This window comes from Pedobacter psychrodurus (genome assembly GCF_004331735.1).
In the GTDB taxonomy this organism is placed as follows: Bacteria; Bacteroidota; Bacteroidia; order Sphingobacteriales; family Sphingobacteriaceae; genus Pedobacter; species Pedobacter psychrodurus.
This window is the reverse complement of the sequence record NZ_SJSO01000024.1, coordinates 31,721-51,161: the sequence shown is the minus strand read 5'-3', so window position 1 is coordinate 51,161 and position 19,441 is coordinate 31,721. Positions and strand designations below refer to the sequence as shown.

Below are 19,441 nucleotides of genomic sequence, written 5' to 3'. Positions count from 1 at the left end.
TATGAAAAAGCTAATTATTGCATGTGCAGCACTTTTACTTGTTTTAAATGCCTGTAAGCGTGATGAGTATTATATAGATGGAGGTAAGGCGAAGGCAGAGTTTGACGGGAATATGATGCAGTACCTACAGGCCAAAAAAGTTCCTTTTGATACGGTGGCCCAAATTGTAAAACTGGCCGGTATAGAACAACAGTTTAGTTCAGAGAATTTCACTTTTTTTGCTTTTGATGATGACGTAGTGAGAAAAACGATCGGCAATATTCACACCAACGAAAGAGATAGAAATCCAAAGTTCGAATCGTTAAATCAATTACTTTATGAATCGGGAAGAGATACAGTAAAAACCCTCGATCAGATCAGTCCGGCCATTTGGCGGAAATACCTGCAACGTTATATGTTTAAAGGGGTAAACATGTTAAAAGATTATCCACAGATAGATCTGAACCTGAGAAGTATTTATCCAGGCGCCCTGCACTACGATTACAATAACGACGTAGCCAACATTGGGGTAGTTTTTTATGATGCCAACGGAATTAAATATATTGGTTACAGGCAGCTTGTGCTCTCTTATATCCCCGATGTATCAAAACCTAACGATAACTGGTACCCAAATTATGTAGCATCATCTGATATTAAACCAACCAACGGAATGGTGCACTCGTTAAGGCACCAGGGCGCATACCTGGGTTTCAATTTATATGAGTTTTTTAATGATGTATATAACACTGGGTTAACACCAAGTAATAAATAATTAGCCTGTTATAATTTAAAAGAATAGAATCATGAAAAAAATAAAATACATGCTAATCGTATTTTTTCTATGCTCCTTAGTTATACAGGGATGTAAGCAAGAAGAAGAATTGGGCGCAGATCCATATGCAGATGGTAAAGCACCACTGGGTATAACCATTAGCCAAACTTTATTGCCTGTTCCATCAGAAGGGATTGTAGGTACCACCGTAACCGTACAGGTAAAAGGTTTACTGCCCTTTAAAGATAAGTTAACGTTTATGTTTAACGGCGAAAAAGCAGAAGTGCTTAGCGTTACCGAATCTACTATTGTGGTTAAGGTTCCAGAAGCCGGAAGTACTGGAATCACCTCAATCGCTATTGGCGATCAGTTGATTTTAGGTCCGCAGTTTATTGTGTCAGGTCTGATCAAAAACGATATCACTTTTAAGGCAACAGCCGGCACAAATGGCTACGTAAGTCAGTTTTACGAAATGCTTGATGGAAGGGCACTTGTACTTGGTGGTTTTAATAACTACGATAATAAAGGGTTAATCACACCAATTAATAGAATTGCCAGAACCTCTTTAGATGGCGATTACGACCGTACTTTTAGAACGGGTAGAGGCGCAAATGGCTCGCTATCAAGAGTAATAGAAATTGGTGGCCGTTTTATCATCGCCGGTGGATTTAGCGGTTATAATCAGCGTTCAGAAAATATCAGTAATATAACCAGTTTGTATCCAAACGGGGCTATTGATACCATTAAAATCCAAACCAAGCGTAAACCAACCTTAACCGATACGGTTACCCAAAAATGGTTCCCTAAATTTAACGGCGGTACCAACGAATACATTAATCGAATTTACCCACATCAAGGCAAAATTTTAGCCACGGGTAACTTTAGGTATTACGTAAAAAGAACTTACGATAAAGACAATTACGACTTTAGCAGAGATACCGTAATTCTGGATAGTACCGAAATCCGCCAGATTTTAAGGTTCAATTTAGATGGTTCATTAGATAAGACCTATCGTTTTAATACCGCAACCAATAAAGGTAATGTGAGTGCAAATGGCCCTATTGATACCTATATGCATACCGATGCAGCCAACCTCGAAAAATTGATGGTATTTGGAAACTTCAGCACCTTCGATGATCAACCAGCAGTACGTATTTTAAGGTTAAATGCCAATGGCACTAAAGATGCAAGCTTTAACCCGGGTAGTGGCGTAGATAATGGAATAACATCACTTACCTATAATGCTACCACCAGGAAATACTTGATTACGGGCGCCTTTACAAAATACAACGGTAAACCGGTAAATGGGATGGCACTAATTAATGAAGATGGCAGCCTGGATGAATCTTTTACTGCTAAATTCTTTGAAGGCGGCTACCCTTATTTTGCTCGCCAGATTTCGGGAGGATTAATCGTAGTAAGTGGTGGTTTTAAAAAGTATAATAACGTAACCAGAAACGGTTTTATGGTGCTTACACCAGCAGGGTTGCTTGCCCCTGGATATAATGCTACCGGACCATTTTCAGGAGGCCTTTCTGATGTGATTGAAACGAAATCTGCAGATGGCAAAAAAGCACTGTTATTAATCGGAGGTTTTAGCCGCTTTGATAACCAACCTTTCTATAACATCGTTAGGGTAACTATCGAATAATAACCAGAAGCCAATTAAATATAAATTAAGATGAGCATGACGAAAAAATATAAATTACTGCTGGGTTTAATGGCCACAGTAATTACAACAGCCATATTTTCCTGCAATAAAGATTTCGATAGAAAACTTATAGATAAAGACGGTACCGATACCACAAAAGTAAGGTACGGAAGTCGTAAGATTTTATACTTGGTTGTTGATGGAGCAAGGGGACAATCGGTAGCAGCTGCTAATATCCCAAATATTACGGCGCTTTTACCACATTCAGTTTACAGCTGGGTAAGCTTAAACGAACCCGATGCCACGCAGAATGCCAGTAACTGGGCAAGCATGTTAACTGGGGTGAAAAAGGCGAAACACCTGGTAAATGATGATAACCTGACCAATAACAACCTGCAGAATTACCCTGTAATATTCAAAAGAATTAAAGAGAGCAGGCCGCAGACCAAAATTGTGGCACATACCTCATCTACCGTTTTTAAATCATTAACAACAGGTGCAGATATCAGCACTTTGGTAAGCAGCGATGATCTGGTTAAAGCTGCGGTAATTAACGATTTAAACACCGATACGGCCTCAGTAATTTTAGGCCATTTTACCGATGTGGATAAAGCTGGTGTCCAATATGGTTACGACAATTCATCCCCGAACTATAAATTGGCAATAGAAAAATTTGATACTGGAGTGGGTGAGATTATGGCTGCATTAAAAAAACGGCCTAATTATGTTAACGAAGATTGGCTGGTTATTATCGCTTCGAGCGATGGCGGTGCATTTACACTTCCGCCCAATACCGATGATCAAACCATTTTTAGTAAACCGGCAAACAATGCTTTTATCATTTACTATAGCGATGCTTATAATAAACGGATTCTGGTAAAGCCTTTTACCGGTAACAGGTATTTGGGCAAAACCGTAAAAATGACCGGTACAGCCATTAGGGCAGAAGTGGCCAGTGAAGATGCAACTGTTTACAATATAGACGATACCACTAAAATGACCATCGAGCTTAAAGTTAAAAAGAACAGAGAGCAGATCTCATACCCTAGTATTTTGGGTAAAAGAAACGAGTGGTCTAGCGGGCACCCAGGTGTGGGTTGGGTTATTTATTTAGAAGACCGTTATTGGTATTTCGAATGGAGAGGCACAAAAGATGGCGATTATCGTCAATGTAGAGGCGCAGATATTGTTCAGGGCAGATGGGAAAATCTTTCGGTTAAATTAGAACAACGCGGTAACCAAAGGTTTATCCGCACCTATACCAACGGAAAATTTAACAACGAGTTAGAAATCACCGGATCGGGTTCTTTAGCCAATGCAAACGCACTGAAACTGGGTTATTTAAATGGCCAGGGGCATGGAGAGCCTGATTATTATGTAACTGATATCCGTTTCTTTAAACTAGCTGTACCAGATGGTGTAATTGAGCAATATTCTTGCGAAACATCCATCGATCAAAGTCATCCTTCTTACAACTTTTTGGTAGGTTACTGGCCAGCTACCGATGGCAATGGCGATAAGATGATCGATCTTTCTTCACAGGCCCGCGATTTTAAATTACAGGGACCATACGTTTGGGAAAATTTTAACGATTTAATCTGTCCACCTTCAACCAGCTCTTTAGCGCTTTTGGTTCCCCAAACAGCAGATATACCAGCGCAAATGGTTAACTGGCTAAAAATTGCCAATAACCAGCAATGGGCCCTTGATGGTAGGGTTTGGTTAGACCAATAAACAAGAATATTGATAATTTAAATATCGAAAATGAAAAAAATTATATACACCGTATTAATGGGCTTAACAATCATGATTGTTGCCTATTCTTGTAAAGAATCTCAAATAGACGATTTGGATCTACCACCTACGGCAAGCAAAAGTATTACTGGCGAAGGAATTGTTGTGGGCAATGTATCAATAGATAACCAGTTTGTTAAAGTTCCCTTCAAAATTTCGCTCTCAGGAGCAGCTGAAGAAGCTTTTCAGGTAGGGTTAACCTTAAATAATGATACCGTAACACAATTAATTAATACTGGTGGTTTAACCAATGCTGTACTTATGCCCTCATCGGCTGTAGAATATCCAAACGTAATTAATGTATCGTACGGAACAGATAATGCAGAAGGAATAGCCATTGTTCGCCGCTCGGTATTGGAGCGTTATTTTGGTAAGAAAGTGGTTTTTGCCTTAAAACTTTCAGCGCCGGGTAAAGGCAATAAAATTGCCAATGGTAAATCGAATATCCTGGTCATCATCAATACCGAAGAATTATTAAAATCTACCGACATCCATTTTTTAAATTTTGAGGGTGGGGGTATTTATAATGTAACTCAAGGACCTAATTATCAGGTTGGACCTGCTGGGGTTACGATTCCACTCATTATCAGTTTAGATAATGCACCTTCTACAGCCTTTAACGTAAAAATTAAGGATAATATAGATACCATTGCAACTTTATTGTCGGCAGGAACACTCAGTAATGTGATCCACCTGGCTGCAAAAGATTTTACCATCGATACTTTGGTGAGATTTAATACAGGCGCGACGAATGCCACGGTGAGGTTATCTATTCCTTGGCCTGTGTTCGATGCAAACATTGTGGCCAATAAAAAATTCGCTTTTGCCTTAAGCCTTAGCGATAATACCAACCATGTTATCCATCCTACAAAAGGAAAAGTAATTGTGGTGATTGATCCCAATGTAAACCTGGATAACAATTCGCCAATTATTGGAAAAGGAACAGGTTTAATTGCTAAATATTACACCAATACACAATTGGCACCAGATGACGGGCGTGAGCCTTTTGCAACCCGCGTAGATGGTACAATCGAATTCGGGGGCGATGGTTGGCCAGATAATGTAAAAAACACTGCTGGCGCTTCTTTGAGTAGAGATAATTTCGCTACCAAATGGGTTGGCGAGTTCCTGGCACCAGTAAGGGGCGATTATGTTTTCTATCAAACCCGTTGGGATGATGGATCGCGATTATTTATTAATGGAAAAGCCATCATCGACGATTATACCACACAGTGGGATAAACCAGAGCGAAAAGCAACCATCCGTTTAGAACGTGGTATCAGATATAAAATTGAAGCACATCACCGCGAAAATGTTGGCGGGCAACAAGCATATCTCGAATATGAAGTTCCATCGGCAGGTATAACAGGTAAACGTGCCGTACCAAGAACACAATTATTTCCAACTCCTTAAACTTGAATAGATATGAAAAGTAATATGAAAAGATTATTGGGTATATGCTCACTTTTACTACTAATTGTGGTATTAATGGTGAAATGTAAAAAAAGTGAAACCGTAGAGATTGTTCCAGAGGTGGAAGAACCAAAGCCTACGGCTGGTTTTACCTTTGTAAAACCCGATACATTGAAATTTTTAGAGTACCAGTTTACCGGAAGCGCTACAAATTATAAAGGTTTATTGTGGCAATTTGGCGATGACAGTACCTCTGTTGAGGTAAACCCAAAGCATACTTACCGTTTCCCTGGAAAATATAAGGTAACCTTAACTACAAGAAATGGCCAGGGTTATACTGCAGCAAAAGAAGTGATGCTTAGTGTGGTCGATCCGACAATAAATTACTCCATTTGTGGCGAAAATTACATGAAAACCATTGGTGGTAAATTTTCAGTTAACCTGGAGGCTGGCGCAGGTGCCGATTCTGGCGAAGGCTCCAAAAAACTGGTTGATCAGGATATAAATACAAAATTCCTACAAGCTGGTTTCGATGGTACACAAAAATGTACCTTCGAGCTAAATACTCCACAGATAGTGGGCGCGTATACATTAACCTCTGGTAATGATGCCGCAGACCGCGATCCAAGGTTCTGGATTTTGCAGGGCTCGTTAGATGGTATCCAGTATACCGATTTACATACGGTTACGGTATGCCCTTGGGAGAATACAAATGATGGTCCGAGTAGAAAACAAACTAAACTTTTCCACTTCGATAATTATGTTGCTTATAAGTTTTATCGCCTTTACATCAAATCGAACAGAGGAAGCCGCGTGTTTCAATTGGGCGAGTGGACAATCAACAAAAAACAACCTTAGTTTATTATAGGTGTTATGCACAATTTGAAAGATACATGGAGCTTAATCACTTCATGTATTTTTTTGAAGGTTTAATTTTAAATGTCATTTAGACAATTAAAAAACCGCCATCCCTTGCAAAAAGTAAATTATATTTATACTTTAGTAAAACGTTTAACTAGCGTTAAATCTAACCAGAATATAAATCAGATTTCAATACACACACAAATTATGAACAAAACCAACACTTTAAAATTCTTAGGCATACTGGGCTGCATGTTTGTAGGCGGTTTGCTAAAGGCCCAGGAGCGAAAAGCCCCGGCTTATCCCTTAATTACGCACAATACCTATTTTAGTATTTGGTCTAATACTGATAAATTAAACGAATCTTCTACCCAGCATTGGACGGGTGCCGATCATTCTCTTTTAGGAATGATTAATGTTGATGGTGGTATTTATCGCTTTTTAGGTAAAGAAACCACTACCTACAAAACGGTTGTACCTGCTTCAGATGAAAATGGTTACGAAGTAAAATATACAGAAACCGAACCTCAGGGCGATTGGAAAGCTGCAAACTACACGGCCAGCAACTGGCAAGCAGGTAATGCACCAATAGGAGATGATGCCAAAAATGTAAAAACATTATGGAAATCGCACGATATCTGGGTAAGAAGAACCTTTAACATAGCTAACCCCGCATCAATAAACGAATTGTTTTTAAAGATCAATCACGATGATAATATTGAGGTTTACTTAAACGGGAAGAAAATTTACACCAAAGAAGGCTGGACCAATAATTTCCAATATATTGCCCTAAGTAATAGCGATAAAAGTGCTTTAAAAGCCGGATCGAATGTAATTGCCATCCACCTCATTAATACCGCTGGTGGTCGCTTCCTCGATTTTGGTTTGGTAGATCGGTTAAAAGATAATGCCGAAAAAGTACAGGTAGCCAGGCAAAAAAGTGTTGATATTAATGCTACGCAGACTATTTACAACTTCACTTGCGGCAAAATAGATCTAAAATTAACCTTTACCTCTCCCTTGTTAATGAACGATTTGGGTTTATTTGCACGTCCGGTTTCTTATGTTTCCTATCAGGTAAAAGCAAATGACGGTAAAACACACCAGGTAAAAGTATACCTCAGTGCATCATCAAACATTGCGGTTTATCGTCCTACACAAGAAGTTACGGCAAGCAAATATAGTACTGTTAAATTATCAGTATTAAAAACAGGCACAGTAGAACAGCCAGTTCTTCAAAAAGCAAGTGATGACATGCGGATCGATTGGGGTTACTTTTATGTGGCTGCGCCAAAAACAAGCAATGCCATCCAGTTTGTAACGGCCGAAAAAGACGCTGCCGATGCTTTTAGAAAAGGCAATTCGGCTTCAACTGCTAAACAGGGCAAAATGCTCGCATTAAATACCGTTATCCCTTTTGGAACAGTAGGTAAAGCTGCGGTAGAAAAATACGTTGAACTAGGCTATGATGAAATTTATTCCGTTCAATACTTTAACAAAAATTTAAGGCCGTGGTGGAATACTTCAGGTAAGGAAACCATCGAAGGTCAATTAACTGCTGCTGCAGACGAGTACAAAACCGTGATTCAAAAGTGCGAGGCTTTTAACAAAACTTTATATTCCGATGCCTTAAAATCGGGTGGTAAAGAATACGCCGATTTATGTGTTTTAGGTTATCGCCAGAGCATTGCTGCACATACTTTGGTAAAGAGCCCGCAAGGTGAAATTTTATGGTTATCTAAAGAAAACAACAGTGGTGGTTTCATCAACACCGTCGATGTAACTTACCCTTCGGCACCATTGTACCTGATTTATAACCCCGAGTTATTACAGGGCATGTTGAACGGTATTTTCTATTTCAGCGAAAGCGGAAAATATCCTCACCCTTGGGCAGCTCATGACCTGGGAACTTACCCATTAGCAAACGGACAAACTTATGGTGAGCCAATGCCGGTTGAAGAATCGGGTAACATGATTATTTTAACTGCTGCAATTGCCAAAGCACAGGGAAATGCCGATTATGCCAAAGCACATTGGAAAACCTTAACCACCTGGGTTGATTATTTAACGAAAGAGGGATTAGATCCAAAAACACAATTATGTACCGATGATTTTGCTGGTCACCTGGCCCGTAATGCCAACTTATCGGTAAAAGCGATTGTAGGTATTGCCTGTTATGCGCAGATGGCGCAAACCTTAGGTTATGATGATGTAGCTAAAAAATATAGGACTATTGCCGAAAGTATGGTGCCAAAATGGATAGAAATGGCCGATGCTGGCGATCACTACGCCTTAACTTTTGATAATAAAAATACCTGGAGCCAAAAGTATAACCTGGTTTGGGATAAGGTGCTGAAGTTAAACCTGTTTCCACAAAAAATATATGAAACAGAAACCAAATATTACCTGACTAAACAAAATAAATATGGTATTCCCTTGGATAGCAGAAAGGCCTACACTAAAAATGACTGGATTTTGTGGACCGCTACTTTTGCACCAACACAAAGAGAATTCGAGGCTTTGGTTCATCCCGTTTACAAGCATGCTATTGAAACCGAATCGAGAGTGCCTTTGAACGATTTTTATGATTCAAATACCGGTATCCGCGATAACTTTAAAGCCCGCAGTGTGGTGGGGGGTTTTTACATGAAAATGCTTGCTGATAAGTTAGCCGGTAAATAAAATCTTATCCCTTAAAATTAACAATCAAAGGTTCTACATTAAATTGTAGGACCTTTTTTATTCCCCTCTTCAGAGGGGTGTCCGTAGGACGGGGTGTTAACTTATCCTATCGGTTGGTGTCTCACCGACCGAAATGATGTGTTATTCCATAAAGTAAGAAAGGTATGATTAGGAAATGAGTGGCTTGTGGTTCTTGGCTGCTTTTAGTCCCGCCATTCGCTACTTCCGATGAAGGATCGGAACCGCTCCTGTCGGGTTTAGGCACAAAGGTTTCTGCACCCAGCAAAGTGTTATCCTATCGGTTGGTGTCTCACCGACCGAAATAAAGTGTTATTCCGTAAAGCAAGAAAGATATGATTAGGAAATGGTTGGCCTGTGATTCTTGGCGGTCTTTGGTCCCGCCATTCGCTCTTCCGATGAAGGATCAGAACCGCTGCTGTCAGGTTTAAGAACAAAGGTTAATGCACCCTGCAACCTTAAAAATGAAATGCTGTTTTGGCCACCTAGCCCTGATTGAAGCGTTACCCTGCAGCGACGAGGAACGAGGCCGCGAAGCGTATAAGCGCAAAACAGGAAGAAACTTAGTATTTTTGTACAGGCATTGCGCTCCAAATGGAAATTGGCTTTTTAAATTAGGAAATTCATGTATTAAACATTAATCATCAAAACTCAAATTCCAGCTGATTGCTTTCAGGCTTTTCGATTTCCACATCATCATAAAACCGAGATAAGGTAATGCCCAAAAGCCTCACCTGGGTTAGGCCGATAGCTGCCTCTTCCAAAAGTTTAATCGCTTCTGCATAAATTACCTCCGCTTTGTTAATCGGTGCAGGGAAAGAGCGGCTGCGGGTAATCAGTTTAAAATCGGCAAACTTAATTTTTAAGGTTACCGTTTTTCCCCTTAGCTGACATTTTTCCAAACGTTTGGCTACCGTTTCACTGATCTGTTTTAACAGATCGTGCATCACCGAATCTTCATTGGTATCTTCCGAAAAGGTATCTTCTGCACCCACTGATTTGGTTTCGCGGTGTGACTGAACGGGGCGATCATCAATACCACGGACAATTTTATAATAAAATCTTCCCGATTTCCCGAATTGAGCAATAAGCTGTGCTTCTGTTAGTTTTTTTAAATCGGCACCTGTATTAATCTGCATGGCCTTCATTTTGGCTCCGGTAACTTTGCCTACCCCAAAGAATTTTTCTACCGGGAGTTTTTCCATAAAAGTTTCAATTTTGGAAGGGCCAATAAAAGTTAAACCATCTGGTTTGTTCATGTCTGAAGCTACTTTTGCCACAAATTTATTGATCGATACGCCTGCCGAGGCGGTTAAGTTTAACTCATTTTTAATGGCATCTTTAATGGATTGAGCAATATCAATAGCTGATCCAATTCCGAGCTTATCTTCAGTGACATCAAGATAGGCTTCATCCAAGGATAGAGGCTCTATAATATCAGTGTACCGACTAAAAATTTCCCTAATCGCTTTCGAAACTGCAGTATAAGCATCAAAACGTGGATATACGAAAATTGCTGTTGGACAAAGCTGGTAAGCTTTACTGCACGACATTGCCGAGCGGATTCCATATTGGCGTGCCTCGTAACTTGCCGTAGCTACCACACCGCGGCTATCGGGCTTGCCACCAACCACTATGGGTTTGTCACGGTATTCGGGAAAATCGCGTTGCTCTACAGATGCATAAAACGCATCCATATCAATATGAATTATTTTTCTTAAAACCGGTGGAGTTGAATCAGGCATGCAATGATCTAAATTTCGTTATTTTTATCAGGATAATTGATCTAGATTTTTTTTCTTTACAAAATATGGAGAGAGCAATTCGTTTTTATAAAAATGCAAAGCATGAATGGTATGCCGATATACCAGAATGGGGTGGAGATATTGCCGACTTGCAAATGGTAGAAGGCGCCGATGAATTATTAAACTGGATAGCCACTGCCGAAAGCGAATGCAAATTACTGATGGCTGATGCGCCTATTGAAAGTGCCGAGATTTTAGATCTTGTTTATGTGCGTGAAAAGAATTTGGGCGGTGGTGGAGACTACCTGTTAGAAAACTTTAGAGGGGAATTTAAAAACCATAAACTTTGGCTTTGCCAGGTAACGGAGTTTGTTTTTAAACAATTGCCTGAAAGGATTTATTTTAAGGAAATTGAATAAACGCTAAGTGTTTTAGGATGAATGGCTTAAGATTAGTGTGGTAGGGTTAGATAATACTGCTTTTATACACTGTCGTCATCCTGATCCGATAGCTATCGGATTTGTTTCAGGATCTTTTAGCAAATAAGATTAAATCAAACTTAGTTGACCTTACCTTCATGTTTTATGTTTTTTTATCATTAAGGATTTAAGGGCATTAAGATAAAACCTCTATTTGTAGCGTTTTGATGTAATGAGGTGTCTTAGGTGGTCAAAAAACTGTGTAGGTTTTAGAATTAAGAAATTAATGTTTTGTGGTGGTTCTAGCCTTACACCTTAAACCCTTCTCCCAATTTTTTATTTCTAATTTAATAAAGTTGCTACCCTGTTCAGTAACGAATCCATCTCAAATGGTTTTTCCATAAAATCATTCGCACCTGCATCCAGCGCAGATTGCCTGATGTCTCTACTCGCCGAGATCATTAAAATGGGGATTTGCTTGTATTGCGGATCGTTTTTAAGCTGTTTGCATATATCTCTGCCATCGTGTCCACTCATCCAGATATCGAGCAAAATCAAATCTGGCTTGTTTTTTACTGCATCTATTACTGCTCCGCCATCATACGTAAACTCAACATCATAACCCATCACTTCCAAAATCATCGTCACAGCATCAACAATTCCTTCATCATCATCGGCGATGAGTATTTTCTTATTTCCCATTTTGTAATTTTATTTCATCTGGTTTTGTTTTGCAATCGGTAAAATGAGAAGATGATCAATAGCGTATAATTATTAAAGCGGTAAAGATGCTTTTTGTTTTAAAAAAAATGAATATTTATTTAAAAAATTTTACCATTAGGGCGATCAAAGACTTTTGAGATAGGATTTCAGGGCCGATTGCCTAACCGCATATAAATTGAAGACGAAATGCATAATTTTAAAGCTTATAAAATATTTCGGACATTTAAAGTTTATATTTACAGCATTAATTCAAATTAATTGGGTTTAATAGCCAAAAATGGATAGTATTAATATTAAGAAGTTAGCAGAAGCTTTAAATTTATCTACTTCTACAATTTCTAGGGCTTTTAGGGATAATAGTGACATTAATGGTGCTACCAAAGCGCGTATATTAGCCAAAGCAAAAGAATTAAACTATCAGCCCAACCATTACGCCAGTAATTTAAGGGAGCAAAAAAGTAAAACCATTGCGGTTATTGTACCCGAATTGGCTAATAATTATTTCTCGCAGGCCATTCACGGTATTGAACGCGTAGCCAGAGAAAATGGTTACCATATTCTGATTTATGTAACGGATGATGATTATAAAAAAGAAGTAACTTTTATCCGCCACTTACACAACGGTAGGGCCGATGGTATTGTAATGTCGGTTTCAGGAGAAGCCAACGATCATAATTACCTCAATAAATTTGGAAGTAAAAGATTACCGTTGGTATTTTTCGATCGGATTTACGAAGACATTGATACCCCAAGGGTAATTACAAATGATTATAACAGCAGTTTTCTGGCAACAGAACATTTAATAGAGCAGGGCTGCAGTAGAATTGCCTACCTGGTGGTAAATAAAAGTTTATCTATAGGTAAAACCCGTATGCAGGGCTATCTGGATGCGCTGGCCAAACACCAGATTCCTTTTGAAGAAAACCTGATAGTGGATTGCAGCAACAGTTATGAAGAAAATAGCATTATCATCAAACAAGCTTTAACGCAATTAAAACCCGATGGTGTTTTTACCTCAGTAGAGCGTTTGGCCTTTGCCACTTACTATGCTTGTTACGATCTCAATATCAACATTCCCAAAGATTTAAAGGTAATCAGTTTCTCCAGTTTGGAAATTGCCCCTTTGTTAAATCCCTCACTAACCACCATCACTCAACCAGCTACCGAAATAGGAGAGGAAGCGGCTAAATTATTGTTTACTATTCTAGATGATCATGCCGATAAGAACCTGCCAAACGAAGTGGTTTTGGAGTCTAAAATTATCAAGCGGAACTCGACCATAAATGGGTAAAAAAGCCCTTAAACACAGGACCATTTTCAGCTTAAAATTTTCAAAAAATTTCTTCACTTAGTGTAAAATACGCAGAATTTCGATCGATTTTCGGGAACGTTCCCGAAAGATGACTGAAATTTGATCTAATTTTTTCGGGAACGTTCCCGAAAAAAGCCTTAAAAATGACTTAGTGTAATAGTTACACTTTAAATTGAAATTTAACAATTATAGTATGCTGATTATTAAGTAATTATAATATTAACAATTATTTAATGTAGTTTTTTACTAGTAACAAAAAGCTAATTTTTATGTTGATTTTCCCGCTGCAATTTCGACCCGAAATATATTTTTTAAATAAATTTTGAAATATCATTATCAGCTGTAAATTAGGCCTATGTGTAAATCACTATAATATTTAACCAAATTTTTATACTTAAACGAGCTTCAAATATGAGAGTATTTTACCTGTTAAAACAGGGGCTTTTGGTGCTGTTGGTTTTTTCAGCATTAATGGTAAAAGCACAAACCGGATCGGTATCTGGTAAAGTGCTTGATGAAACCGGCCTACCATTACCCGGTGCTTCTGTAGTTGTAAAAGGAACTACAAGAAGTACATCGACTGATGAGAATGGTAATTATAAACTAGCAGGTTTATCGAACGGTTCGATAACTTTATCTGCAAGTTTTGTCGGTTATCAAACCCTAGATAAAGCCGTAAGCATTTCAGCAAATGCTACTGTTAATTTTCAATTGGTACCCGATGCACAAAAACTGAACGAGGTTGTGGTAATCGGTTATGGTACTGCAGAAAAGAAAAACCTAACCGGATCTATTACCACTGTAAATTCGAAAGATTTTCAAAAAGGCGCGATCACAACACCTGAGCAATTAATTCAGGGTAAGGTAGCAGGGGTGAACATCATCTCTAACAGCGGTCAACCTGGAGTAGGTAGCCAGATCCGTATCCGTGGCGGAGCATCACTTAATGCCAGTAACGATCCATTAATCGTAATTGATGGTGTGCCATTTAGCGGTAATACCATCGATAATGCACCAAGTCCGTTAAGTTTAATCAATCCGAACGATATAGAAACCTTTACCGTACTGAAAGATGCAAATGCAACAGCTATTTATGGTTCAAGAGCATCGAACGGGGTAATTTTAATTACCACTAAAAAAGGTGGTTCTGGTGCACCTGTAATAAACTTCAGCACCAATAATTCCATTGCAACGGTTGCCAGAAAAGTAGATATACTTTCTGCTGACCAGGTTCGTGCTTATGTTAATGCAAACGGCAATGCAACGCAAAAAAGTTTGCTGGGAACGGCAAATACCGATTGGCAGGATGCTATTTATCAGCATGCATTTACCTCCGATAATAATCTGAGTATCGCAGGTTCATTCAAAGGCGTGCCTTACCGTGTTTCTGCGGGTTATTTAGATCAGGATGGTTTATTGATTACCGATAAGTTAAAACGTGGAACTGGTTCAATTACCTTGTCGCCAAGATTGTTTAAAGATCATTTAAAAATCGATTTAAACTTAAAAGGATCGTTAACCGATTCGCATTTTGCAAATGCTGGTGCAATCAATTCAGCCATTCAGTTCGATCCAACGCAACCAATTTACGCAGATAATAAATACGGTAACTATTTCGAATGGACACAAGGTACAGGAAGTGCAATGGTTCCAAATCCGAATGCACCTCGTAACCCTGTTGCATTAATTAGGTTACAGGATAATAATGGTAACGCCGCAAGGAGTGTAGGTAATGCTAAATTCGATTATTCATTTCACTTTTTACCTGAGTTGCATGCGAACTTAAATCTTGGTTACGATGTATCTAAAGGTTATGGTAGCATCACGGTGCCAACCTACGCGGCACAAGCTGCATCAACAAACGGCTCATTTTCAAGGGCTTTAAAAACCGGAGCTGATAAATTTTCTGAGTTCTATTTAAATTATGCACATACGGTAGAAAGCATTAAAAGTAGATTTGATGTAACTGCTGGTTATGGTTATTATGATAATGCAACTACTAGTTATAATTTCACTAACTACACAGGTTTAGGTGCGCCAATTGTTACACCAGTTTTCCCATTTTCAGTAGAACGTAATAAAATGCTTTCTTACTACGGAAGATTTAACTATACACTAGCAGAAAAATATATCCTATCGGCCACGATGCGTGCTGATGCTTCTTCAAAATTTGCGGAAAGCAACCGTTGGGGATATTTCCCTTCAGTAGGCTTTACCTGGAGAATTATCGGAGAAAATTTCCTTAAAGACAGCAAAGTGCTTTCTGATCTGAAATTGAGATTAAGTTATGGCGAAACAGGTAATAAGGATGGTGGCGATATTGGTAACTATAATTACATCGCTAAATACTACGCCAACAGCAATACAGGTCAATATCAGATTGGTAATACTTTTTATAATTATTATGCCCCAGCCGGATATGATCCTGATTTGAGATGGGAAAGCACCACGACTTATAATGCTGGTTTAGATTATGGATTTTTAGGCGGAAGATTGTATGGTAGCATTGATGTTTATTATAAAAAAACTACCGATTTATTAAGTAAGATTACTATCCCGGTAGGAACAAACTTTAGCAATGAACTGGTTACTAACGTAGGTAATATGGATGTAAGAGGCGCAGAAGTAAGCTTAAATTTTACGGCCATTAAAACTGAAAATACCATTTGGGATTTCGGTATAAACGCATCTTATAACAAAAGAAAGGTAACCAATTTAACTTTGAACCCTAACTCAGGATTCAAAATTGATGCTGGGGATATCACAGGAGGAACAGGAATCCACTTAAAATACAATGCGGTTAATCAGATTCCTCAAATGTATTTTGTGTACAAACAGGTTTATGATGTAAGTGGTAAACCATTAGAAGGTGTTTTCCAGGATTTAAATGGCGATGGCACCATCACAACTGATGATCAGTATTTCTATAAATCGCCAGATCCTCAATTCACTTTTGGTTTTAATACCTCGTTTACCTACAAAAAATGGAGCATTAATACGGTTTTAAGAGCCAGTTTAGGTAATTACGTTTATGATAACGTGAGTTCGAACTTTGGTATCAAATCAAACCTATTGAGTACAGTGGGTATTCTTAATAACGCCAGCAGCGATCTATTGAATACGGGTTTTACCACTACACAATACCTAAGCGATTACTATATCAAGAATGCATCCTTTCTGAAAATGGATAATTTAGGTTTAGCCTATAACATTGGCAAACTATCTAAAGATGGAACAACAACCATGAGAATTTCGGCAAACTGCCAGAATGTTTTCGTTGTAACGAAATACAAAGGTCTTGATCCAGAATTAGCTACAGGTATCGATTATAACCTGTATCCACGCCCAAGAACATACACGCTAGGTTTAAACGTTGGTTTTTAATAGAAGAAGACAATGAAAAACTCATTTAAAATAATATTGGCATCGGCGGTTTTAGTGCTATCATTAAACGCATGCAAAAAAGAAGCATTAAATCTAACACCAACCAATGATGTAACAGCAGATATTGCTTACGCTACGCCTGCAGGTTACAAACAACAGTTGGTGAGGTTATATGCAAATTATGGATTAACAAGTCCATCGGGTTCAGATAACAGTGATGTTGGTGGCTTAAACTCAGGTTTCGCAGATTTTTTAAGGTTATTTTGGACCTCTCAAGAGCTGGTAACAGATGAGGCGGTATGTAATTGGGGCGATACAGGCATTCCAGAATTAGACAATGCTACCTGGTCTACCGATAATCAGTTTTTAAGAGGTTTATACTCACGCAGTATCTCGCAGATTACCCTGGTTAACGATTATTTACGCCAAAGTACTGCCGATAAATTGGCTTCCCGTAATATTACCGGAGCCGATGCAACTAATGTTGCACGTTACCGTGCAGAAGCCCGTTTCTTACGTGCCTACCAGTATTGGGTATTGTTAGATGCATTTGGAAATCCGCCATTTGTAACTGAAGCCGATGAAATTGGAAAGGTTAACCCTAAACAGATTCAGCGTGCAGCATTGTTTTCTTATGTAGAATCAGAATTGAAAGCAATAGAAGTCGACCTTGCTGAGCCACGTGCTAACGAGTATGGCCGTGCAGATAAAGGAGCAGATTGGGCATTATTGGCCAGATTATATTTAAACGCCCAGGTTTATGCCGGTACCGCAAAATATACAGAAGCGATTACTTATTCGAGCAAAGTTATTGCAGCCAGTTATGCTTTAAACCCAAGTTATGCCAACCTGTTCAAAGCAGATAACAATATAGGAAACACCGAAAATATATTAACCATTAATTATGATGGTGTGAGTGGAACAAACTTTGGAGGTACTACTTTTCTGATCAATGCAGCGGTGTATGCCTCGGCCGATGCGGCAGGCATGCTGGCTAGTGATTATGGAGTGCCACTTGGTGGATGGGCGGGTAACCGTACCCGTCAGAATTTGCCAGCCTTATTTCCAAATACCACTGGATCTATTGATAAACGTGGTATTTTTGTTGGCCCAAAGGCAACAATAGATGCCATTTCAGATCCTAATGATGGTTTAAAGGTTACCAAGTTTAAAAATTTAACATCAGGCGGTACCACCCCTGCATCATTAAACGGAACATTCAGTTCTTTAGATTTTGCCCTTTTCCGTTTGGCAGAGCAGTATCTTATTTATGGAGAAGCCGTTGCCAGAGGAGGCTCGGGGGGGTCAGTAGCACAAGCTTTAACTTATGTGAACGCCTTACGTCAACGTGCTTATGGCAATACCAGCGGTAATCTTGTTGCTGCTGCTTTAACAACTGATTTTTATTTAGATGAAAGAGGTCGCGAGCTTTATTGGGAAGGACACCGCCGTACAGATTTAATCCGTTATGGCAAATTTGCCGGAGCTACTTATTTATGGCCGTTTAAAGGTGGCGTAAAAGCTGGTACTAGTTTGCCTGCTTACCGTAATCTATATCCGATTCCAAATGCCGATTTAATTGCAAATCCGAATCTGGTTCAAAACACTGGTTATTAATCTTCATCGCATATGAAATCAATATTATTTAAATCCTTAGCGGTATGCTGTTTAGCGGTATCGCTTTGGTCTTGCAAAAAAGACGAAACGCAGACTGTTTCGAATGTTAGCCCTGCGGGTACACTTACCGCTTCGGCTACTAGCTTAAGCTTGGTACAGGCAAACGGAACCAAGCCAGCGTTATCCTTAACATTTCCGGCATCAACGGTAACAGGTTACACCGTACCGGTAACGTCTACCATTCAGTTTGATATTAAAGGAAAAAACTTTGCTTCGCCTAAAGAGTATGTAGTGAGTACAACTTCATATTCGCCAACTGTAAACGATTTTAATACCATGATGTTAGCTCTTGGTGCAACCATCGGTACACCAGCACAGGTAGAAGTGAGGTTGAAATCGGGTGCTGCAGCAAATGCCATGACCTATTCAAATGTAATTACTTTAACCGCTACACCATATTTAGCATCTGCATGGATTTATGTACCTGGTAATTATCAGGGCTGGAATCCGGCAACAGCTGACAGTTTGGTATCCTTAACCAGTAATGGCGTTTATACAGGGATCATTAAGTTTGACGGTAGCCCATTCAAAATTACCCCAGAAAAAAAATGGGATGTAGCTTATGGCGATGCTGGTGGCGGTACAATCAGTACCTCTGGCGGCGATATCAGTTCAGTATCTGCAGAGTTCAAACTACTCACAGTTGATTTAAATAAGAAAACTTATACCATTGCAAAAGCTGATTATTGGTCTGTTATTGGTAATGCAATTCCTGGCAGTAATTGGGCGGTAGATACCGATTTAAAATTTATTAATGATGGAAAAGGTACCTGGCAAGCTAAAATTGCTTTAACAGCTGGTGCTTTTAAATTCAGATTAAACCACGATTGGACAACCAGTATCGGCAACAATGGCGCTGATATCATGGTAACCGATGCCGGAACCTATACTTTAACCTTAACCGTTAATGCTGATGGTAAAACCGGATCATACACCATGGTTAAAAATTAATCATTAACTAAACTATTCCTGTAGAAATCTTTTGATTTCTGCAGGATTTTAAAATCATTA

The 19,441-nt window shown here is 39.0% G+C and carries 13 protein-coding genes; 11 read left to right on the top strand and 2 right to left on the bottom strand.

Translation table 11 applies throughout. From position 1 onward, the window contains the following. The first annotated feature begins 1 nt into the window (after position 1). From EZ456_RS21315 to EZ456_RS21290, 6 genes are all read left to right on the top strand, one after another. Positions 2-751 carry a hypothetical protein gene (locus tag EZ456_RS21315; protein ID WP_131533671.1) on the top strand — a complete coding sequence of 250 codons (750 nt, stop codon included), beginning with the start codon at positions 2-4 and terminating at the stop codon, positions 749-751. A gap of 31 nt (positions 752-782) precedes the next feature. Further along, positions 783-2,402, top strand: a complete 1,620-nt coding sequence (locus EZ456_RS21310; protein WP_131533669.1) for a DUF5008 domain-containing protein — start codon at positions 783-785, stop codon at positions 2,400-2,402. Positions 2,403-2,432: 30 nt separating this feature from the next. Beyond that, on the top strand, positions 2,433-4,136 hold the full coding sequence (locus EZ456_RS21305) for an alkaline phosphatase family protein (protein WP_131533667.1): 1,704 nt from the start codon (positions 2,433-2,435) through the stop codon (positions 4,134-4,136). 30 nt (positions 4,137-4,166) lie between these two features. Continuing rightward, positions 4,167-5,609, top strand: a complete 1,443-nt coding sequence (locus tag EZ456_RS21300; RefSeq protein WP_131533665.1) for a PA14 domain-containing protein — start codon at positions 4,167-4,169, stop codon at positions 5,607-5,609. A 12-nt stretch (positions 5,610-5,621) separates the two neighbouring features. Continuing rightward, a complete protein-coding gene (locus EZ456_RS21295) occupies positions 5,622-6,467 on the top strand; it encodes a PKD domain-containing protein (protein ID WP_131533663.1) in 846 nt (281 codons plus the stop codon). A 210-nt stretch (positions 6,468-6,677) separates the two neighbouring features. After that, the gene (locus tag EZ456_RS21290; RefSeq protein ID WP_131533661.1) at positions 6,678-9,152 is read left to right on the top strand and encodes a glutaminase family protein; all 2,475 of its coding nucleotides are present in this window, start codon (positions 6,678-6,680) and stop codon (positions 9,150-9,152) included. A gap of 662 nt (positions 9,153-9,814) precedes the next feature. Here the strand turns inward: EZ456_RS21290 and dinB are convergent. After that, complete coding sequence (gene dinB / locus EZ456_RS21285) at positions 9,815-10,867, bottom strand: DNA polymerase IV (RefSeq protein ID WP_394343148.1); 1,053 nt, start codon at positions 10,865-10,867, stop codon at positions 9,815-9,817. 113 nt (positions 10,868-10,980) lie between these two features. On the opposite strand from dinB, the gene EZ456_RS21280 reads away from it, so the two are divergent. Next, positions 10,981-11,334: a DUF6717 family protein gene (locus EZ456_RS21280; protein ID WP_131533657.1), complete on the top strand. Its 354-nt coding sequence runs from the start codon at positions 10,981-10,983 to the stop codon at positions 11,332-11,334. A 342-nt stretch (positions 11,335-11,676) separates the two neighbouring features. On the opposite strand, the gene EZ456_RS21275 is transcribed toward EZ456_RS21280, so the two are convergent. Beyond that, positions 11,677-12,036 (bottom strand): response regulator, encoded by a 360-nt coding sequence (locus tag EZ456_RS21275; protein WP_131533655.1) that lies wholly within the window; start codon positions 12,034-12,036, stop codon positions 11,677-11,679. 298 nt (positions 12,037-12,334) lie between these two features. Between EZ456_RS21275 and EZ456_RS21270 the strand changes: the two genes are divergently transcribed. The 4 genes from EZ456_RS21270 (at position 12,335) to EZ456_RS21255 (ending at position 19,381) form a co-directional block, all read left to right on the top strand. Beyond that, complete coding sequence (locus EZ456_RS21270) at positions 12,335-13,348, top strand: LacI family DNA-binding transcriptional regulator (protein WP_131533653.1); 1,014 nt, start codon at positions 12,335-12,337, stop codon at positions 13,346-13,348. Positions 13,349-13,780: 432 nt separating this feature from the next. Continuing rightward, the gene (locus tag EZ456_RS21265; protein ID WP_131533651.1) at positions 13,781-16,753 is read left to right on the top strand and encodes a SusC/RagA family TonB-linked outer membrane protein; all 2,973 of its coding nucleotides are present in this window, start codon (positions 13,781-13,783) and stop codon (positions 16,751-16,753) included. A gap of 12 nt (positions 16,754-16,765) precedes the next feature. Further along, positions 16,766-18,370: a RagB/SusD family nutrient uptake outer membrane protein gene (locus tag EZ456_RS21260; protein WP_131533649.1), complete on the top strand. Its 1,605-nt coding sequence runs from the start codon at positions 16,766-16,768 to the stop codon at positions 18,368-18,370. A gap of 12 nt (positions 18,371-18,382) precedes the next feature. Next, positions 18,383-19,381, top strand: a complete 999-nt coding sequence (locus EZ456_RS21255; RefSeq protein WP_131533647.1) for a SusE domain-containing protein — start codon at positions 18,383-18,385, stop codon at positions 19,379-19,381. Positions 19,382-19,441 lie beyond the last annotated feature (60 nt).

Coding starts and splice junctions, on each gene's coding strand:
- EZ456_RS21290 (WP_131533661.1), top strand. CDS start 6,678: ATGAACAAAACCAACACTTTAAAATTCTTAGGCATACTGGGCTGCATG.
- EZ456_RS21305 (WP_131533667.1), top strand. CDS start 2,433: ATGAGCATGACGAAAAAATATAAATTACTGCTGGGTTTAATGGCCACA.
- EZ456_RS21300 (WP_131533665.1), top strand. CDS start 4,167: ATGAAAAAAATTATATACACCGTATTAATGGGCTTAACAATCATGATT.
- EZ456_RS21270 (WP_131533653.1), top strand. CDS start 12,335: ATGGATAGTATTAATATTAAGAAGTTAGCAGAAGCTTTAAATTTATCT.
- dinB (WP_394343148.1), bottom strand. CDS start 10,867: ATGGATGCGTTTTATGCATCTGTAGAGCAACGCGATTTTCCCGAATAC.
- EZ456_RS21315 (WP_131533671.1), top strand. CDS start 2: ATGAAAAAGCTAATTATTGCATGTGCAGCACTTTTACTTGTTTTAAAT.
- EZ456_RS21275 (WP_131533655.1), bottom strand. CDS start 12,036: ATGGGAAATAAGAAAATACTCATCGCCGATGATGATGAAGGAATTGTT.
- EZ456_RS21280 (WP_131533657.1), top strand. CDS start 10,981: ATGGAGAGAGCAATTCGTTTTTATAAAAATGCAAAGCATGAATGGTAT.
- EZ456_RS21260 (WP_131533649.1), top strand. CDS start 16,766: ATGAAAAACTCATTTAAAATAATATTGGCATCGGCGGTTTTAGTGCTA.
- EZ456_RS21265 (WP_131533651.1), top strand. CDS start 13,781: ATGAGAGTATTTTACCTGTTAAAACAGGGGCTTTTGGTGCTGTTGGTT.
- EZ456_RS21310 (WP_131533669.1), top strand. CDS start 783: ATGAAAAAAATAAAATACATGCTAATCGTATTTTTTCTATGCTCCTTA.
- EZ456_RS21295 (WP_131533663.1), top strand. CDS start 5,622: ATGAAAAGTAATATGAAAAGATTATTGGGTATATGCTCACTTTTACTA.
- EZ456_RS21255 (WP_131533647.1), top strand. CDS start 18,383: ATGAAATCAATATTATTTAAATCCTTAGCGGTATGCTGTTTAGCGGTA.